Annotated in this window: 21 protein-coding genes; 11 read left to right on the top strand and 10 right to left on the bottom strand. The window is 30.5% G+C overall.

Translation table 11 applies throughout. The features are described 5' to 3' along the window. Positions 1-813: a glycogen/starch synthase gene (locus B4J88_RS02435; protein ID WP_291066182.1), complete on the bottom strand. Its 813-nt coding sequence runs from the start codon at positions 811-813 to the stop codon at positions 1-3. 118 nt (positions 814-931) lie between these two features. On the opposite strand from B4J88_RS02435, the gene panC reads away from it, so the two are divergent. The 3 genes from panC (at position 932) to B4J88_RS02420 (ending at position 3,250) form a co-directional block, all read left to right on the top strand. Further along, positions 932-1,774, top strand: a complete 843-nt coding sequence (gene panC / locus B4J88_RS02430) for a pantoate--beta-alanine ligase (protein ID WP_280035057.1) — start codon at positions 932-934, stop codon at positions 1,772-1,774. Positions 1,775-1,859: 85 nt separating this feature from the next. After that, entirely contained in the window at positions 1,860-2,207 is a 348-nt protein-coding gene (gene panD / locus B4J88_RS02425) for an aspartate 1-decarboxylase (RefSeq protein ID WP_038336011.1), read from the top strand. Positions 2,208-2,230: 23 nt separating this feature from the next. After that, positions 2,231-3,250, top strand: coding sequence for a lysylphosphatidylglycerol synthase transmembrane domain-containing protein (locus B4J88_RS02420; protein WP_291066180.1), 1,020 nt, complete (start codon positions 2,231-2,233; stop codon positions 3,248-3,250). Positions 3,251-3,407: 157 nt separating this feature from the next. Here B4J88_RS02420 and B4J88_RS02415 read toward each other — a convergent pair whose 3' ends face one another. From B4J88_RS02415 to B4J88_RS02400, 4 genes are all read right to left on the bottom strand, one after another. Beyond that, a complete protein-coding gene (locus tag B4J88_RS02415; protein WP_291066178.1) occupies positions 3,408-4,184 on the bottom strand; it encodes a hypothetical protein in 777 nt (258 codons plus the stop codon). After that, complete coding sequence (locus B4J88_RS02410; protein WP_291066176.1) at positions 4,177-4,965, bottom strand: hypothetical protein; 789 nt, start codon at positions 4,963-4,965, stop codon at positions 4,177-4,179. The genes B4J88_RS02415 and B4J88_RS02410 overlap by 8 nt, the downstream gene beginning before the upstream one ends. After that, entirely contained in the window at positions 4,958-5,503 is a 546-nt protein-coding gene (locus B4J88_RS02405) for a hypothetical protein (RefSeq protein WP_291066174.1), read from the bottom strand. Before B4J88_RS02405 ends, B4J88_RS02410 begins: the two co-directional genes overlap by 8 nt. Positions 5,504-5,602: 99 nt before the next feature. Continuing rightward, positions 5,603-5,767: a hypothetical protein gene (locus B4J88_RS02400; RefSeq protein WP_291066173.1), complete on the bottom strand. Its 165-nt coding sequence runs from the start codon at positions 5,765-5,767 to the stop codon at positions 5,603-5,605. A 198-nt stretch (positions 5,768-5,965) separates the two neighbouring features. On the opposite strand from B4J88_RS02400, the gene radA reads away from it, so the two are divergent. The 4 genes from radA to B4J88_RS02380 all read left to right on the top strand — a co-directional run bounded on the left by radA (position 5,966) and on the right by B4J88_RS02380 (position 8,839). Then, a complete protein-coding gene (gene radA, locus B4J88_RS02395; protein ID WP_125349136.1) occupies positions 5,966-7,330 on the top strand; it encodes a DNA repair protein RadA in 1,365 nt (454 codons plus the stop codon). 99 nt (positions 7,331-7,429) lie between these two features. Further along, a complete protein-coding gene (locus tag B4J88_RS02390; protein ID WP_221854036.1) occupies positions 7,430-7,993 on the top strand; it encodes an acyltransferase in 564 nt (187 codons plus the stop codon). A gap of 53 nt (positions 7,994-8,046) precedes the next feature. Next, positions 8,047-8,424, top strand: coding sequence for a CD225/dispanin family protein (locus B4J88_RS02385; RefSeq protein ID WP_291066170.1), 378 nt, complete (start codon positions 8,047-8,049; stop codon positions 8,422-8,424). Between the two features lie 4 nt (positions 8,425-8,428). Then, the gene (locus tag B4J88_RS02380; protein ID WP_291066168.1) at positions 8,429-8,839 is read left to right on the top strand and encodes a DUF2752 domain-containing protein; all 411 of its coding nucleotides are present in this window, start codon (positions 8,429-8,431) and stop codon (positions 8,837-8,839) included. A 20-nt stretch (positions 8,840-8,859) separates the two neighbouring features. On the opposite strand, the gene B4J88_RS02375 is transcribed toward B4J88_RS02380, so the two are convergent. After that, complete coding sequence (locus tag B4J88_RS02375) at positions 8,860-10,617, bottom strand: Ig-like domain-containing protein (RefSeq protein WP_291066167.1); 1,758 nt, start codon at positions 10,615-10,617, stop codon at positions 8,860-8,862. 27 nt (positions 10,618-10,644) lie between these two features. Then, the gene (locus B4J88_RS02370; RefSeq protein WP_291066165.1) at positions 10,645-11,310 is read right to left on the bottom strand and encodes a ComF family protein; all 666 of its coding nucleotides are present in this window, start codon (positions 11,308-11,310) and stop codon (positions 10,645-10,647) included. Between the two features lie 34 nt (positions 11,311-11,344). On the opposite strand from B4J88_RS02370, the gene queD reads away from it, so the two are divergent. Continuing rightward, positions 11,345-11,797: a 6-carboxytetrahydropterin synthase QueD gene (gene queD, locus B4J88_RS02365; protein WP_291065407.1), complete on the top strand. Its 453-nt coding sequence runs from the start codon at positions 11,345-11,347 to the stop codon at positions 11,795-11,797. After that, positions 11,773-12,600: a UDP-2,3-diacylglucosamine diphosphatase gene (locus tag B4J88_RS02360; protein ID WP_291066163.1), complete on the top strand. Its 828-nt coding sequence runs from the start codon at positions 11,773-11,775 to the stop codon at positions 12,598-12,600. Before queD ends, B4J88_RS02360 begins: the two co-directional genes overlap by 25 nt. On the opposite strand, the gene B4J88_RS02355 is transcribed toward B4J88_RS02360, so the two are convergent. Beyond that, entirely contained in the window at positions 12,535-13,479 is a 945-nt protein-coding gene (locus tag B4J88_RS02355; protein ID WP_221854029.1) for a DUF6427 family protein, read from the bottom strand. The two genes, B4J88_RS02360 and B4J88_RS02355, sit on opposite strands and share 66 nt — an antisense overlap. Positions 13,480-13,518: 39 nt before the next feature. On the opposite strand from B4J88_RS02355, the gene B4J88_RS02350 reads away from it, so the two are divergent. Continuing rightward, positions 13,519-13,707 (top strand): hypothetical protein, encoded by a 189-nt coding sequence (locus tag B4J88_RS02350; protein ID WP_125349128.1) that lies wholly within the window; start codon positions 13,519-13,521, stop codon positions 13,705-13,707. An 82-nt stretch (positions 13,708-13,789) separates the two neighbouring features. On the opposite strand, the gene B4J88_RS02345 is transcribed toward B4J88_RS02350, so the two are convergent. Next, positions 13,790-15,178, bottom strand: coding sequence for an exopolysaccharide biosynthesis polyprenyl glycosylphosphotransferase (locus B4J88_RS02345; RefSeq protein WP_291066161.1), 1,389 nt, complete (start codon positions 15,176-15,178; stop codon positions 13,790-13,792). A 154-nt stretch (positions 15,179-15,332) separates the two neighbouring features. On the opposite strand from B4J88_RS02345, the gene B4J88_RS02340 reads away from it, so the two are divergent. After that, a complete protein-coding gene (locus B4J88_RS02340) occupies positions 15,333-16,409 on the top strand; it encodes a glycosyltransferase (RefSeq protein ID WP_291066159.1) in 1,077 nt (358 codons plus the stop codon). 17 nt (positions 16,410-16,426) lie between these two features. On the opposite strand, the gene B4J88_RS02335 is transcribed toward B4J88_RS02340, so the two are convergent. Next, on the bottom strand, positions 16,427-17,161 hold the full coding sequence (locus B4J88_RS02335) for a class I SAM-dependent methyltransferase (protein ID WP_291066157.1): 735 nt from the start codon (positions 17,159-17,161) through the stop codon (positions 16,427-16,429). Positions 17,162-17,180 lie beyond the last annotated feature (19 nt).

Here is a 17,180-nt window from a genome sequence, read left to right as displayed (position 1 = left end):
TTAATTAGAGTTCATTACTTCCTCAAGATAGAAGTTGTTGTAAACTTCTTTTGCTTGCTCTTTAGAACAATAGTCTAATAGAGGAATATTTTGTTGGTTGATATAGTTTTTCACATCTTCTGGAATAATCTCTTCCCCTTTCGCAACTGCATCTGCATATTGTAAAGAAGCTTGAATCATACCCAAATGTGTAGGTTTTTCTAAATATGTTTGTACATCAGCTTCTACTTTATCAAAAGCTAATTTTTTAACTAATTCGTTATCTAATTCTCCTTCAAATCCGTTGTCAAATAAAGAAACAACAACTTTCGCATCTTGAAAGAAAGGATCGTCAGAATAATATTTTTTTAGATACAATGGTACTAAACTAGACATCCAACCCATTACGTGAACAACATCTGGTTTCCAGTTTAATTTTTTTACTGTCTCTAAAACTCCTTTTGCGAAGAAAATAGAACGCTCGTCGTTATCAGAAAATAATCCATTATCTTCTCCATAAACTTCTTTACGTTTGAAATATTCTTCGTTATCAATAAAATACACTTGTAGTCTTTCTCCTGGAACAGAAGCGACTTTAATGATTAAGGGTTGATCCAAATCATTAATAATCATGTTCATACCTGAAAGTCGTATTACTTCGTGTAATTGGTGTCTTCTTTCGTTAATTGCTCCAAATCTTGGCATAAAGATTCTTACATCTGCGCCACTACTTTGCATGATTTTTGGCAAATCTAATGCTTGTGAAGACATCGGATTTTCAGGAAAGTAAGGTACCATTTCTGTTGTTACATACAATATGCGCTTTCCTTCCATAATTTCTACTCTCTTTTCCTAATGAATAATAAGGCACAAATTTACAAAAAAATGTTGATATATTATTTGCTTATAGTAGCTTTGCGAGATATTAGTTTTTTTTTAACAAATCAATGTTATGGTTATATTTAACGAAAAGGAAAAATTAACTCCCGCAATCGTCGAGTTAAAAAACCAAAACAAAACCATTGGCTTTATCCCTACAATGGGCGCTTTACACGAAGGTCACATGTCTTTAGTCAAAGCTTCTAAAGCTCAAAACGACTACACAATCGTCAGCATTTTTGTCAATCCGACACAATTTAATAATCCAGAAGATTTAGCAAAATATCCTCGAACTGAGGAAAATGATAAAGAATTGTTAATGAAAAATGGATGTGATTTTGTCTATATGCCTACTGTTGAGGATTTATATGATGCAAATGAAGGTGCAAAACATTACGATTTTGGCACAATAGACCAAGTGATGGAAGGCGCTTCTCGCCCTGGACATTTTGATGGAGTTGCCACAATTGTTTGCAAATTATTCAAAGCAGTTCAACCAACAAGAGCATATTTTGGAGAGAAAGATTTTCAGCAAATTCGTATCATTCAAGAAATGGTAAAACAAGAAAATTTAGATGTCGAAATTGTTCCAATGCCAATTCATAGAGCAGATTCTGGTTTAGCATTTAGTTCAAGAAATGCACGTTTATCAACGCAACAAACTTCGGATGCCCCTCAAATTTATTCAATTTTATCGCAAGCTGTAACGCTAAAAAATGAAGGAAAAGATGTTGCTGAAGTAAAAGCTTTCGTCGAAAATGAATTCAAAAATTCACCCTTCGAATTAGAATATTTTGAAATAACAGATGAAGAAACCTTGTTGTCTATCGAACATTTTTCTGAGGCCTATAATATTCGTGGATTTGTCGTTGCCTATGCAGGTGATGTACGTTTAATCGATAATATTCAGTTTTAATTAAATATAATAAATTTCTCAAATCAATAGAAAAATATTGAAACAGGTTTTGAAATTTATAAGTTCAGTGTAACTTTGCAAGATTATGATGGTAGAAGTTTTTCACTCTAAGATACATAGAGTTAAGGTAACAGACGCAAAATTAAACTACATCGGAAGTATTACAATCGACGAAGATTTGATAGATGCTGCCAATATGGTTGTGGGTCAGAAAGTACAAATCGTGGTACAAGAGAATGGCGAACGATTTGAAACTTATATTATAAAAGGTAAACGTGGAAGTGGCGAAATCTGTCTGAATGGACCTGCAGCGCGTAAAGTACAAGTTGGTGACACAGTTATCATCATTACGTATGCGATGATGGAGTTTGAGGAAGCCAAAACATACGAACCAACAATTGTTTTCCCTAACGAGAACAATCGTTTAGATTAAGAAATTAATTTTCAACAATTTATATGAAGAGTAAGATCAAACAATCGCTCTTCTTAATCACTGCTTCATTGTTAGCCGTATTTTTTGTCGTGGTAACAGTGAAGCAAATTGATTTCGAACGAGTTGCAAAAGTTTTAAAACAAACCAATTATTTTTGGATTTTTGCATCTATGGCAATCAGTATTCTCACATATTGGATACGCGCCGCTCGTTGGAATCTTCTTCTAAAGCCAATGGGCTACAACACACAAACCTCATCTGGTTTTTGGGCAATTGCATTTGCATATTTTATGAATTTGACCATTCCTCGAAGTGGCGAAGTGGCTCGTGCAACAAGTTTCTATAAAATGGAAAAAGTCCCGTTTGAGAAATCTTTCGGAACAGTAGTTTTAGAGCGTGTAATTGACGTTTTATTTTTGGGATTATTTTTCGGTTTAACACTTATTTTCAATTATGAAACATTCATCAAATTTGTAGAATTAGGAAACAAAGAAAAAGCACATCAACCAACAGCAGAACCTTCTTTCTTAAAATACTACATCACAATTGGAGTTCTTGTTTTAGGAATTGGATTAATCGCTATTTTCTGGAAAAAAATTAGTCAATTAAAGTTTTTTGAAAAAATCAAAACCTTTCTATTTGGACTTTGGGAAGGTATAAAATCAATCTCGAAATTAGAAAAAAGAGGCTTATTCATCTTTTATTCTTTCGCACTTTGGATTTGTTATTTCCTAATGACTTTCCTTGTTTTCTTTGCTTTTCCAGACACCAAAAATTTTGGTATACCAGAAGGTTTATTTCTATTGATTGCAGGATATTTGGGAATGATTTTGCCTGTTTCGGGAGGTTTGGCTTATCCGTATATTATGTCGATTGCATTTTCGGCCGTTTATTTAGCAAAAGGCGGAGATCAGCACGAAGGACGAGCTATTGGCGATTATTTTGGGTTAATTCTTTATATAGCTCAAATTGTATCGATGATTAGTTTTGGATTGATTGCTATTTACAAAATCGCACGAATTCGACGAGATTCTACACAATAATCACATACCTCCAAAACTACGATTCCAAAGCTTTACCATTTTATTGATTTCCCAAGGATTTATTTTATAACTTATTTTCATAACAAAAAAGAAAATAAGATTGACAAACAATACAAAAAGTAATTCCATAGCTAATAAGTTTCATTAAATATACATTTTATTTCTTTATCATTTCCAAATATTTAGGCGCTTGTTCTTCTAAAATTTCTGTAATCTTATCGTATTTATTTTCTTTTACGAGTTTCTCTAATTCAAAATTCGCATAGCAATAACGCACATAATCAGTGACTTTATTTTCGGGAATATTCAATGTTTCGATGAAATAATTTGAGGTGAAATAATTCTCTAAATCCTTGATTTTATCTACCTTTTTGAAATATTCGTTTTGTTTTTTATCTTTTTTCTTTTGTCCAGAAATAGTTGCTATCCAATTCGACGGATCCAACAATCCATTATTATTAATTGTAGAAGTCATGTTAGGATTTATCTTTCGGAAACGCAAATTTGGATTAAAACCCAAGTTCAAATTATCATACAATTCATCTACTTTTCCGTGTTCTAACTTGATGTTATTCTTAAAATTTCTGTCCAACGTATTAATTCGCGCTTCAGCAAGTTCAATCGTTTCAATATTCAAATGAATCGTCAGCATTCCTTTTACTAAAATATCCGATGTAATTTTGATTTTTCGTTCGATATAAAAATCATGTGTAATCACCAATTCATCTCCCACAGAAGCTTTAATTGAAAACATTCCGCTCGCATTTGTAAACGTTTTCGCATTCGTCGATTCGTTTGTCACCAAAATATTGTCTACCGCATCTTGCCCAGCAATACCATCATCAATCACTACTTTTCCAGTAATCAAGGTTGTTTGCGCAAATGTAAAAACGCTCAACAAATTCAATAATATAATGTAATTTATTCTACTCATTTTTCTTCATTTTTGCTAAATAAATCGGCGCTTGTTCTTCAATTATAAAAAGAATTTCATCAAAATTATTATCTCGCAACAATTTCGGAAAATCAAAATTTGAATAACAATAATCTAAAAACTCGTTTATTTTTCCTTCTGGAATTTTCAAATCATTCACAAAATAATATGTCGTAAAAAATTTATGCAACGCCGACAATTGATCTTCTTTCACAACTTTTATCGGAACTGGATTTTTCATTCGCTTTTTCGGACTTTTAAACACATTTAACAACCCAAGTAAATTAACTCCACCAACTTGTTTTATTGTTCTATTCACTCTTTCCTCATCATGTTTAAGATTAAGTTCCGCTTTAAATTCTAGAGAAGTAAAACCCGCTTCATCATTCAATTTTTCTTGAAATGATTTCTCTTTTCCCAAATTTTTGAGCGAATTTTTATCTAATTTCGAGATATTTGCTTCTTTCAATTCTATCACTTCAATATTTACATGAATCGTCACAAAACCTTTCGTAATCATAGTTTCCGAAACTTTCAATTTTCTTTCTTCAATTCCCGTATGTTTGATTAACAATTCATCATTCAAATTCACATTTATCGAAAATAAGCCAACATTATTTGCTTTGGTTCTAACTTTAGTCGTTAAATTTTCAATCGAAGTTCCTTCCAAATCAATAACTTCTTCTGCATCATCCACAATAATTTTTCCTGTAATTAAAGTGCTTTGTGCTTGAAGATAACTTGATGAAATGATTAATAAAAAGAATAAAAATTTACTCATGTTCGATTGTTTTTTGGTTGATAGTAGAAAGATAATTTGGTGCTTGTTCTTCGAAAATTAAAGTGATTTTATCATAATTATTTGCTTTAAAAAGTGGTTCTAACTTAAACTCAACAAAGCAATAATGAATAAAATCAAGAATATTTCCTTTTGGAATTTTCAAATCATGCTCAAAATAATATTCGGTGAAATAATCTTTGAGCTGAATGATTTTATCATATTTATCAAGGTTTTTCTTTTTCAGAAAATGTTTATACGTCTGCACTTCTTTGTCCGAATATTGCTCTATCAAACCCATCACATTTTCATAACGAATGGGAACTCTTAATTTTCGAAGATATTCCGAAGCAAAATAGGCTTTCACCATATCATTTTTAAACTCTTCATTAATACCTAAACTTTTATTGATTTTTTCGCTTTGCGTTTCTTCTTTGCTAATATTTTCTTTCCAATTCTTTTTAAGCGGTTTTATTTTCGTTTCGGATAATTCTATCACTTCAACATTTAGATGAACGTCTATAAAACCCTTTCTAATCATTGATTCAGAAATCTTAAGCTGACGTTCTTCAATTCCAATTTGTTTGAAAAGTAAAACATCGTTTGGCTGAACTCGAATCGAAAAAAGACCTTTTTCATTTTATTTTGTTCGTGCATTTGACGTTAAATTTTCGATTACAAAATCATCAAGATTAACGATTTCATCCGCATTATCTACCATAATTTTCCCCGAAATTAAAGTCGATTGTGCATTGGCAGAAATACAAAAAATATAAAAAAAGCTAAGAAGTAAAGTTCTTTTCATTGGCATTTTAAAACATGATTAAAAATAATCGAGAAAATGATTGAAAATCAATATTTAACTCAACTTTATCTAAAGTTGATAATTTGTTAAAAAAGTAAATTATTATTAACGTTTTTTAGTTGTTGTATTAAAATTTTTCACACTTATAACTCCATATCTTGTCGCGATAAAACATTATTTTTGTCTAAATTTGAAACTATGGCTAAAACAAAAACTACATATTTCTGCCAAAACTGTGGCACGCAAACCGCGCAATGGATGGGACAATGCAAAAGTTGTGGCGAATGGAATACCATTGTTGAAGAAATTGTAGACAAAGGCGACGAAAAAAAATCGTGGAAAGATAAATCGGACAAAAAAGAAAAAACTTTTGCCCTGAATATTCGCGAAATAAATCCATTAGGAGAAATAAGAATTTCAACGAAAAACCAAGAATTAGACAGGGTTTTAGGTGGTGGAATTGTTCCTGGATCAGTGATTTTGGTTGGTGGAGAACCTGGTGTTGGAAAATCGACATTGATGTTGCAAGTTGCCTTAAAGTTAGATACGATTAAAATCTTATATGTATCTGGAGAAGAATCTGTTTCGCAAGTAAAACTTCGTGCCGAACGAATCGGAATTGAATCGGATCAATGTTTTATTTTACCCGAAACTAATACGCAAAAAATATTTGCGCATGCCAAAGAAATTCAACCTCAACTGATTGTTGTCGATTCTGTACAAACGCTTCAAACCACTTATGTAGAATCATCTCCAGGAAGTATTTCGCAAATTCGAGAAACAACTTTTGAGCTGATTCAATACGCAAAAGAAACCAACACACCGATTATTTTAATTGGTCATATTACGAAAGAAGGTGTAATTGCTGGACCAAAAATTTTGGAACATATGGTAGATGTTGTGTTGCAATTTGAAGGCGATCGCAACCATATTTACCGAATTTTACGTGCAAACAAAAACCGTTTTGGCTCGACTGCAGAAATCGGAATTTATGAAATGCAAGGAGCTGGTTTGCGTGAAGTCACAAATCCGTCAGAAGTATTAATTACCAAAAAAGATGAATTACTAAGCGGAAATGCAATTGCAGCAACTTTGGAAGGTGTTCGCCCGATGTTGATTGAAATTCAAGCTTTAGTTTCTACTGCTGTTTATGGAACTCCACAACGTACTGCGACTGGTTTTGATGCCAAGCGATTGAATATGTTGCTGGCTGTTTTAGAAAAACGCGCTGGTTTCCGATTGAATATGAAAGATGTTTTCTTGAATATTACAGGCGGAATTCGAGTGGATGATCCTGCGATTGATTTAGCTGTTATTGCAGCAATTCTTTCATCAAGTGAAGATTCTGCCGTTCCAGATAATTGTTGTTTTGCAGGAGAAGTTGGTTTAAGTGGAGAAATAAGAGCAGTGAATCGTGTTGAACAACGCATTACAGAAGCTGAAAAACTAGGTTTTGATGCAATTTTTGTTTCAAAATACAATAAAATAAAAGATACAGATTTTGGAATTAGAATCGTTAGAATATCTAAAGTTGAAGATTTATATCGAATGTTATTTCAATAATTTTATATGAAGAATTTTTTCAAAATTAGTTTTATCAAAACTATAATTTTCAATTTTACCTATTTTAAATTTAATCAAGCTCTAAAATTTCCTGTATTAATGAGTTCTAATTTTCGTTTAAAATCTCTCTCTGGTAAGGTTAATATTCCTGAAAATTCTTCTTTTGGATTGATTAAACTTGGTTTTGGTGATATTTCTATTTTTGACAGAAAATTATCAAAAGGAATTTGGGAAAATAATGGAATAATAAATTTTAAAGGTCGTACAAATATTGGTCATGGTTCAAAAATTTCTGTAGGAATAGAAGGTAAATTAACTTTTGGAGAAAATTTTAATATTACTGCTGAATCATCTATTGTTTGTTATAATGAGGTCTCTTTTGGTCATAATTGTTTGTTGTCTTGGGACATACTTATTATGGATACTGATTTTCATATAATTTACAATCAAAATAATGAAATGATTAATCCCGACAAATCTGTAAAAATTGGTCATAATGTATGGGTTTGTAACAAAGTTCAAATTCTGAAAGGTTTATCTATAGCAAATGGTTGTATAGTAGGAAGCAATACCGTTGTAAGTAAATCATTAAAAATAGAAAACGCTATATATAGTGGAAATATAAATACACCTATCAAAGAAAATATTTCTTGGGAAATTTAACACATTGATTAATCATATTTTCATATTTTTAGACAAATAAAAACACTCTAATTATGGATTATTCAAGTCAATCTACTCAAGATTTTAATCAACCTCAACAATCTTCTTTCGAAGATATTAAACCGAAACCAGAAAACAGCCTTATTTTAGCTATTATTGGGACTATTTTAGGGCTTTGTTCTCCTTGTTGCATCGGTACTATTGTGGGTATTATTGCAATTGTTTTTGCAAATCAAGTGAATACAAAACACAATATTGGGGATTATACAGGTGCTGAACAAGCTGCTAAAAATTCTAAATTATTAGCTTATGTTGCAATTGGTTTAGGCGTAATTGGTGTTATTATTAATGTTGTGATGTTAATTACAGGAGGTATGGATGCTTATATGGAGCAATATAAAAGTATTTTAGAAAGCTCTAACGGAAATTAATCATATGATAAAACGGATTTTGGTTTATGGACTAGCAACGCTTTTACCCATTTTGGTAATTGTCTATTTTTATAGTTATTACAGCAACCAAAGTCCGTTTTCTATCAAATGTATGTTTCATGAAATAACAGGATTATGGTGTCCTGGCTGTGGTGGTCAGCGCGCTTTTTCCTTGCTTGTTCACGGACATCTTTTACAATCCTTACGTTACAATCTTATTTTGCCTTTTGCACTTTACATTTGTGTACAATTGTATTATGCGATTGTTGGAAATATTTTTTTAGGCAAACCAATGTCAGGTAAATTACATCTTCCTGCAAGTTTTGCGAGAAATTTCTTAATCTTCCTTTTAGTTTATTCTATTTTAAGAAACATTCCTCTTTCACCTTTTATATATTTGGCACCAGAAAGTTAGAATCAAAAAAAATCAGAGAACTATTCCTCTGATTTCTTATTTGCTGTTCGTGGATTTTGGCGTTCCTCGCCTTCTTTCAATTCTCCTCGACGTATTCTATTTTTGTCCGAATCTTTGTCATCATTTGGTAAAGAAACCGGTTGATTTGCCTCACCTAAAACCCATGTTTCAGTCGCATCCCACATCGCTCTAATTTTGATTGGCTCTGGATACAAATAAATTGGTTCGGGCTGTTTACCTGATAAATAATCGCCTGTATCCCATTTTCCATTTTCGTTTTCATCAACCAATAAACGGAACAAATATTCACCTGGCTCAATAAAATTGAATTCAAAATAGTTTTTATTTGCTGGATTATACAACTCTTCCAAAACTGTATAATCTTTATCTGTTTTTAGAAATTGCAAGATAAATGGTTTACTTGGAGTATTTTGAAGCGTTAATTTTAAATGTCCAAAATCGCCACGCGTTCCCATTTTTATTGGATAAGCAAGCGTATCATTCTTCTCTCCCAACACATCTGTCAACGCATTTGGATAAATATTAACTTCAAATTTTTCGTCTAAATTTTTCTCAAAAGCAAAATTCAAATTCTGTGCATTCACTGTATCAATGGAAACTTTGAATGGAATTGAAACTGTATCTTTAAACACATAAATTTTAGATAAATCCAATGATTTTATTGGCGCATTTGCCTGAATTTTAAATAGTTTATTTGGTGCTAATTTTTGATCATTTAATGCTTTAAATTCTAATTTTCGTTCTGTATTCGATTTTGAATATAATGCACTTATTTCATCAATTTGATCTTTATGTTGAACCTTGAAATTCAATTTTGCGCTTTTTCCTACAATCGTATCCACTTTTGGATTGAACCAAAAATTAATCGAATCTTGTTTTGGAAACTTCTGAATATAAGCCGTTTTAAATTCTTTTCCTACCGGTGTTATCGTAACATCATCCGTTGCGCCAGTCGTTTTAAAAACAATTAAACCTTCTTGTTTAAAACTCGCTTCAGGTTTACGATAAGCTGGTTTTTGATTGAATAAATTCAAGTTGATTTGTTGATTTGCATTCAACTCAATTGGTTCGTTATGAAAAGCCAAGCGCTCTTTCCCATAATCGTACATCACATTTTCTACCTTATCCTCAAAAGCAATCAATTTATATTTGCCCGAAGCCAAATAATTTAATTGATATTCTCCTTTATCATTGGCTCTAGCAATATAATATGGTTTCTTTTGCAGAATAATGCTGTCTTTGTATGTACTATCTATTTTATATAGCCCGACCAATATCTTCTCTGGTAATTTGAAATCATAAGACGAATTTACACGACCTGTCACCTTCAACGAATCAATAAAACTACCTGTCGAAAAAACATATTGAAAGTTTGACAACTTATTATTTTCATTAAAATCTTGAATCGCATCACCAAAATTGAAACTATATGTCGTATTTGGTAACAATGGTTCTTGAAATTTAATCGAAATATATTTCTTCGCTAAAGCTTGCGGCGTCACAATTGGCGGAATTTGAAACGATGGCGAAACAACCACATTTTTGCTGTACTCTTTTAGAAGAATATACTCATCAAAGTTGATTGTTGCCTCTTGCAAATTGACATCTACATTCGTTGCCAACGTATCTGGATCAGCTTTTAGGAAAACTGGCGGAGTTTCATCTTTAGGTCCTCCCGTTGGTGAACCTTGTCTTGCACAAGAAATAACCGTCAAAATGGTTAACATCAAAAGCGAAAAACGTGTCGTCTTATTCATGGGCGCAAGTTAAGAAAAAGCTTGTTATTAAGCACAAGCAATGGTAATTACACTTATCTTAAAATTTTCTGAAAGATTAAACTTTTTTATTGCCGATGCAATCGTTGCGCCAGTTGTTAACACATCATCAATCAAAATATAATGTCCAGGCTTAAGATTTGGATTGATTTCAAACGCATCTTTCAAATTTTCTAATCGATGTTTTTTGTCTTCATTTACTTGAGAAGAGTTGTATTTAGTTCTAGTTAATCCGTTCGAAAAATAATTAATTTGGTTGATTTCAGCCAACGTTCGTGCAAAATCTTCTACTTGATTGAATCCTCTTGCTTTCAATCTTTTTGGATGCAAAGGAATTGGAATAATTCCGTCATAATCACTCAAATCAAACTTAATCATCTGCGCTAAATCAATTCCAATTTCTGGGCGATTTCTATATTTCATTTCATGTAAAATAGCTTGCGTGGTGTTATGATGTTTAAATTCTAACAAAGAAAAAGCGTTTTCAACTCCGCAAAAATTTCTCAATTTATCATAAGCGCGATTATTTTGATCGAAATTAAAATGTGTGAAAACGAGTTTTGTTGAACACGAAACACACAGAAATTGCGAATGTTGAATGACGTCTTGGCAATCCAAACAACGCATCGGAAAAAATAAATCAACCAAAGAATTTACGATTGTTTTGATTTCCATTACCTTTGCAAATTAAAGTTTAGTACTAAATTTAATGAAAATCATTCGACTTACAAAAGCTTTTACGTTCGAAACTGCACATGCTTTGCATGGTTATGACGGAAAGTGTAAAAATATACATGGACATTCGTACAAATTATTTGTAACTGTGAAAGGAACGCCTTCTGAAGACACAACCGATGTGAAACTTGGAATGGTGATGGATTTTGGGGATTTGAAAAAAATTGTGAACAAAGAAATTGTTAATCTTTTTGATCACGCTATTTTATTGAACGAAAATTCACCTCACAAAATATTAGGTGAAAAATTATTAGCAGAAGGACACAATGTTGTTTTTACAGATTATCAACCGTCTGCTGAAAACATGATTTTGTGGATTGTGGATAAAATCAAACCTCTTTTACCAGCGAATATCGATTTGGTTGCTTTGAAATTACACGAAACTGAAAATTCTTATGCAGAATGGTTAGCGGAGGACAACCAATAAACATTCAGTTAGAATCTGGTAAAAAAGCCTATTTTTCTTCGGATCATCATTTTGGTGCTCCGAATGAAAAAGATAGTTTGGTGCGCGAAAAATTGTTTGTAAAATGGCTTGACGAAATAAAAGACGATTGTGGTGTTTTGTTTTTGATTGGCGATTTATTCGATTTTTGGTTCGAATATAAACAGGTTGTTCCAAAAGGATTTGTGCGTGTTTTAGGAAAATTAGCCGAAATTTCTGATCGCGGAATTCCAATTTATTTCTTTGTTGGAAACCATGATTTATGGATGAAAGATTATTTGGAAGAACAAATCAACGTAATCGTTTTTCGAGATAAGCAGGATTTTATCATCAATGGAAAAGAATTTTTTATTGTACATGGAGATGGAAAAGGACCTGGTGATAAAGGCTACAAACGCATGAAAAAGGTTTTTACAAACAAAGTTTGTCAATTCCTTTTTTATCTACTTCATCCCGATTTGGCAATGTGGTTGGGAATTACAGCTTCGCGAAAAAATAAAATGATTTCAGGAGACGAAGATGTTAATTTCTTAGGCGTTGACAACGAATGGTTAATCATGTATAGCCGCAAGCAATTGCATCGAAAATACTACGATTATCTAGTTTACGGACATCGACATTTACCAATGGAAATTGCTATAGGCAAAGCACGTCACATCAATCTTGGCGATTGGATTAACTACTTTACTTATGGTGTTTTTGATGGAAAAGAATTCGAATTAAAAACTTACCTCCGTAATCAAGGAGAAGAATCTCGGGATTCTATCATAAAAATTATAAATTAGCAAGCAAATCATAAAAACCCAAAGAAATGCCTCTTTTAGCCATTCTATTTTGGGTTTGCTTTCGCTAAAGTATCTTGTCAACATCAACATAATGCTAAAACCTAAAAAAGCAAGATAAGCATCGTTATTTCCTCCGTAAAGAATATACGTAATCAGCATTGTTCCAAACATAAAATGCATCAACAAAAAGATACGTTTCTTTTGTGCTGTCAATTTATTCACATTCTTGAAATGATTGATAATTGAATAAATTAGAATAATTGCAATTGGAACTAAAAACAATTGTTTCCATTCGAAATGTACCATTGTAAACATTAATTGTTCTTTATAAAAATCGAACATAAAGTAATAATCGAGCAGAAAACTAACTTGAGCAACGATTAATATAGGAAGAATAAATCCTAGAAAACCAAGGATAGGAATTTTTGGTTCTACCACTCTTAAAGTCAAGAAATAAGTAAAAACTACAATTCCTAAGAAAATAAGTGGTGGACTTAATAAAATTGCAAAACTCATAAAAACGCCAATATCAAAAGCGTTATATGTATCATTTTTTTCTGACTCAAAATAGAGTAATTGCACTGTTACATAAGTCACAAGCAACAAACTTCCTGCAATTCGATAATCGGATAAACCTGCAATAAAAGGCATGATCCATAAAATATAGACAAAAGTTGGATAGGAAGAAGTCGAAATTAAATCATTCGTATTGTCGATATACCCTACAAAAGCAATCGTCAAAATCGTCAGGACTACGCCTAATTTTTCTAAATTACTCAGATCAATACTGTTAAAATTCGTTGCTCCAAGCAATGTAAACAGCACAATGATAAAAATCTGTATAAAAAAATTCCTTTTGTCAAGTAGATTAACCAACATTTTATTAACTTTGATGCAAATTAAGCAATAAACTAGAATATGGGAGTTATAACTGATTTATTTTTTGCGATTGGTGATATTTTCAAATGGACTTTTGAAAACTTATTATCTCCAATTGGTGTTATCTTTGGATGGTTATTTACATTCATCGGATGCGCATTGATGGGATGGTGGTTATATAAAATCGCTAGCTTTGGAACCGAAAATGAAAAAAGATACGAAAGATAATTTATCTTATATTGTATAAAATATATTTTCGAATTAATTCGAAAAACCTCTTATAAATTTTATAAGAGGTTTTTTTTATGTTTTATATAGCATTTTTATCTCCTTTTATTATTAAACCTATTGTTTGATAAATAATCTGTAAATCTAAAAAAAGTGACCAATTACGTACGTAAAAAATGTCTGTTTGTATACGGTCTTCCATATCTTTATCGCAATCTATAGCTCCACGATAACCTTTTACTTGCGCTAAACCTGTAATGCCTGGTTTCACATAATTACGAAGATTATATTTTTTAATAATTTCTCTATAATAGATATCTTGAGAAATCATATGCGGTCGTGGACCTACAAGAGACATATCCCCATTCAGCACATTAAAAAATTGTGGCAATTCATCTAAACTTGCTTTACGAAGATACTTTCCTATTTTTGTAATTCTATTATCGTTAACTACAGTAGCTTTAATGGAATTTGTTCCATCATTATGCATTGTTCTAAATTTATAACAGTCAAACTCTACTCCATTGATTCCTCTTCTTTTTTGTTTAAACAAAATAGGACCTTTCGAATCTAACCTAATTAAAAATGCAATTATCGGAAACAACCAACTCATAATAAAAATTAAAACAAAAAAAGAAATGATAACATCAAATAATGATTTGATCAATTTATTTTCCGTTTTTTCTAAAGGAAATTTTTTAAATCTAAAAATTGGTAAAGTATCAATGTATACAACATCTAAACTTACTAATTCTGTGTTCAACGAGTAAGGTATATAACTCACTTTTACATGATGATCTTCGCAAAAGTTAACAATACTTTGCTCCTGTAATGATATAGGTAATCCTAATTGAGATATAAATATTTCTTTAACTTTATTTGATAATAAAACTGCTTCTAGTGAATCATTATCAATAATATTATTTGTTTTGATAATTCTATAGCCATAATGTTTTCTATTCTCTATAATCGATTTAAAACGTGGTGTATTACTATTATCTCCCAAAACAATAACATTCTTTACATCATTCCCCTTTTGAAAATTATAGCGACTAACAAAAAATACTAGTAATCGAGTAAAGATTAGATAAACAAATAAAATGACAACAAAAGAAACAATTAACTGATTCGCTAATAGTTCCTCTTTTTTTATTCCAGAAATTGTAAAAATAATCAAAGAAAAGAAAAATGTTTGCAACACTATTTTTCGGAGAATTTCTCTAAGAAAATTAACTCTTTTTATAGAATAAAGTTTTACATAATCTGAAATAACAAACCAAGCGAGTAATAATAGTAAAATTGCTTTGTAATGAGCGTCGAGTAATGCCTCTAAAGTAGGTAATATTGTAAGTTTTACAGTGTAAAAATATTTATACTGAACTTTTAAAAATCCATAAAATAAACTAATTAATACAAGTAAATCTAATGCAATAAGTAAATTTTTAACATATTTAAATTTTGATCTTATCATATCAGAAATTGATAAAAAATATCTACAATTTTTGTTCTATATCATAAACTACTTTTAAACTATTTTAGTATATTTCAATCATAATAATTGAATAAAATATAATTATTTACGTTTATCATCGTTTTAATCATACTCACTAAAATATCATTAAATTTTGAAAATATTACATATTGTAGAAGCCTTAGGCGGCGGTGTATATACTTATTTTAAAGGACTTAGTGATTTTTTTAGTCAAGATAATATAGTCAGAAATTGTGATACATATATTATTTACAATGATAAACGTAATGAGATATTACCAGAAAAAATAAAAGAAGATTTCGGTAATAAAGTTCATCTTATAAAGGTAGATATGGAAAAAAATATCAATCCAATAAAAGATATAAAATCAACTATACAATTAATTGAAATTATTCGAAAAGTTAATCCAGATGTAATTCATTTACATTCTTCTAAAGCAAGTATAGTAGGACGTTGGACAAGTTTTTTTTCTTTCAAAAAACATAAATTATATTACACTCCTCATGGTTATTCATTTTTAAGAGAGGATATTTCAAATAAAAAGAAGTTTGCACTAAAATGTATTGAAAAATACACCCAATCAATTTTCGGAGGAACAACTATTGCTTGTGGAGATACAGAATTTGAAATAGCTAAGAAACTTGGTAAAGCTAAATTAGTTAGGAATGGGATAAATATTGAAGAAGTATCTAAACATTATAAAAAAAATCTTCACGAAAAATTGACTTTAGGAATTGTAGGTCGAATTTCTTTTCAAAAAAATCCTCAATTATTTAATGAAATTGCTTTAAAGTTTCCACAATATCAGTTTTTATGGATTGGAGATGGAGAACTCCAGCATTTACTTACCGCTCCTAATATTAAAATTACAGGTTGGTTTCATACCTCTAAAGAAGTTTACAACTATCTTAATAAAATTGATATATTTTTGCAAACTTCTTTGTGGGAAGGTTTACCAATTGCTTTACTAGAAGCTTTAGCTTTTAGTAAACCTATTATTTCGACGAACATTATAGGAAATAAAGATATCGTAGAACATGGCAAAAATGGTTATCTATTTCAAAATATAAATGAATTAAATAAATTCATCAACCAACTTGAAAATTCTACATTAAGAAAACAAATGGGTGAAAATTCTTATAAAATATGCTTATCAAAGTTTGATAACCGCACTAATATGCTTGAATTATATAAACTATATTCATCTTAAAAACTAAGAATAAACAATTACATCAAATCCTTCTTTTTTTCTAATAAAAATACATTATTAAAATATGTTTTTCTATCCTTTGGAAAAATCAAGCTTATAATTACACCTTTCAAATTATAATATCCTATAAAAGGTAATAAAACAATATGTTTAACAGCTTTATTTTCTGGAAGAATATTTTTTATATAATTGATTTTAAACTGAGTAATCACTTCAATTGAATTTCCTGTTTTGTAATTATCAATAATTATAAAACCATTCTTCTTATACAAATGTTCGAGCGCGGGAGTTGTGTATCGAGCAAAATCATAAGGCATTTCATGTTCTTCCCACATAAATGGAGTCGTAATGATTAATTTACCATTCAATTTTAGTACACGATTAAATTCATGCAATAGTTCATCAATATTAAAAACATGTTCTAAAACTTCTGTACACAACAAAGAGTCGAAATGACTATTTTCAAACGGTATATTTTTACCATCATAAAAAACATCAACTTCTTTCTGTTTATCTTCCCTACCTTCAATTTTATAATCCACACCTATATATTCTTTACAGGCTACGAAAAACTTTTTATAAGGTTTTGATCCACATCCAAAATCTAACAAAGAACCTTCAAGTAAATGAGCATTAGATTTGATTGCATTTCGTAGAGATTTTCTTATTAAAAAATTATGATTAATAAAAAATCCTATAAATCCAGGATGAAACTTTTCTTTTTGTATAATTTCACTGATTTTTTTTTTCATTTTTAGATATTCATTGTTA

The organism is Empedobacter sp. UBA5036, assembly GCF_002415215.1.
GTDB classification, from domain to species: Bacteria; Bacteroidota; Bacteroidia; order Flavobacteriales; family Weeksellaceae; genus Empedobacter; species Empedobacter falsenii_B.
The sequence above is the reverse complement of the archived record's forward strand: the minus strand, read 5'-3'. Positions and strand labels throughout refer to the sequence as shown.

Excerpts from the sequence above, each read along its gene's own strand:
- B4J88_RS02435 (WP_291066182.1), bottom strand. The coding sequence starts at position 813 with ATGGAAGGAAAGCGCATATTGTATGTAACAACAGAAATGGTACCTTAC.
- panC (WP_280035057.1), top strand. The coding sequence starts at position 932 with ATGGTTATATTTAACGAAAAGGAAAAATTAACTCCCGCAATCGTCGAG.
- panD (WP_038336011.1), top strand. The coding sequence starts at position 1,860 with ATGATGGTAGAAGTTTTTCACTCTAAGATACATAGAGTTAAGGTAACA.
- B4J88_RS02420 (WP_291066180.1), top strand. The coding sequence starts at position 2,231 with ATGAAGAGTAAGATCAAACAATCGCTCTTCTTAATCACTGCTTCATTG.
- B4J88_RS02415 (WP_291066178.1), bottom strand. The coding sequence starts at position 4,184 with ATGAGTAGAATAAATTACATTATATTATTGAATTTGTTGAGCGTTTTT.
- B4J88_RS02410 (WP_291066176.1), bottom strand. The coding sequence starts at position 4,965 with ATGAGTAAATTTTTATTCTTTTTATTAATCATTTCATCAAGTTATCTT.
- B4J88_RS02405 (WP_291066174.1), bottom strand. The coding sequence starts at position 5,503 with ATGATTAGAAAGGGTTTTATAGACGTTCATCTAAATGTTGAAGTGATA.
- B4J88_RS02400 (WP_291066173.1), bottom strand. The coding sequence starts at position 5,767 with ATGAAAAGAACTTTACTTCTTAGCTTTTTTTATATTTTTTGTATTTCT.
- radA (WP_125349136.1), top strand. The coding sequence starts at position 5,966 with ATGGCTAAAACAAAAACTACATATTTCTGCCAAAACTGTGGCACGCAA.
- B4J88_RS02390 (WP_221854036.1), top strand. The coding sequence starts at position 7,430 with ATGAGTTCTAATTTTCGTTTAAAATCTCTCTCTGGTAAGGTTAATATT.
- B4J88_RS02385 (WP_291066170.1), top strand. The coding sequence starts at position 8,047 with ATGGATTATTCAAGTCAATCTACTCAAGATTTTAATCAACCTCAACAA.
- B4J88_RS02380 (WP_291066168.1), top strand. The coding sequence starts at position 8,429 with ATGATAAAACGGATTTTGGTTTATGGACTAGCAACGCTTTTACCCATT.
- B4J88_RS02375 (WP_291066167.1), bottom strand. The coding sequence starts at position 10,617 with ATGAATAAGACGACACGTTTTTCGCTTTTGATGTTAACCATTTTGACG.
- B4J88_RS02370 (WP_291066165.1), bottom strand. The coding sequence starts at position 11,310 with ATGGAAATCAAAACAATCGTAAATTCTTTGGTTGATTTATTTTTTCCG.
- queD (WP_291065407.1), top strand. The coding sequence starts at position 11,345 with ATGAAAATCATTCGACTTACAAAAGCTTTTACGTTCGAAACTGCACAT.
- B4J88_RS02360 (WP_291066163.1), top strand. The coding sequence starts at position 11,773 with ATGGTTAGCGGAGGACAACCAATAAACATTCAGTTAGAATCTGGTAAA.
- B4J88_RS02355 (WP_221854029.1), bottom strand. The coding sequence starts at position 13,479 with ATGTTGGTTAATCTACTTGACAAAAGGAATTTTTTTATACAGATTTTT.
- B4J88_RS02350 (WP_125349128.1), top strand. The coding sequence starts at position 13,519 with ATGGGAGTTATAACTGATTTATTTTTTGCGATTGGTGATATTTTCAAA.
- B4J88_RS02345 (WP_291066161.1), bottom strand. The coding sequence starts at position 15,178 with ATGATAAGATCAAAATTTAAATATGTTAAAAATTTACTTATTGCATTA.
- B4J88_RS02335 (WP_291066157.1), bottom strand. The coding sequence starts at position 17,161 with ATGAAAAAAAAAATCAGTGAAATTATACAAAAAGAAAAGTTTCATCCT.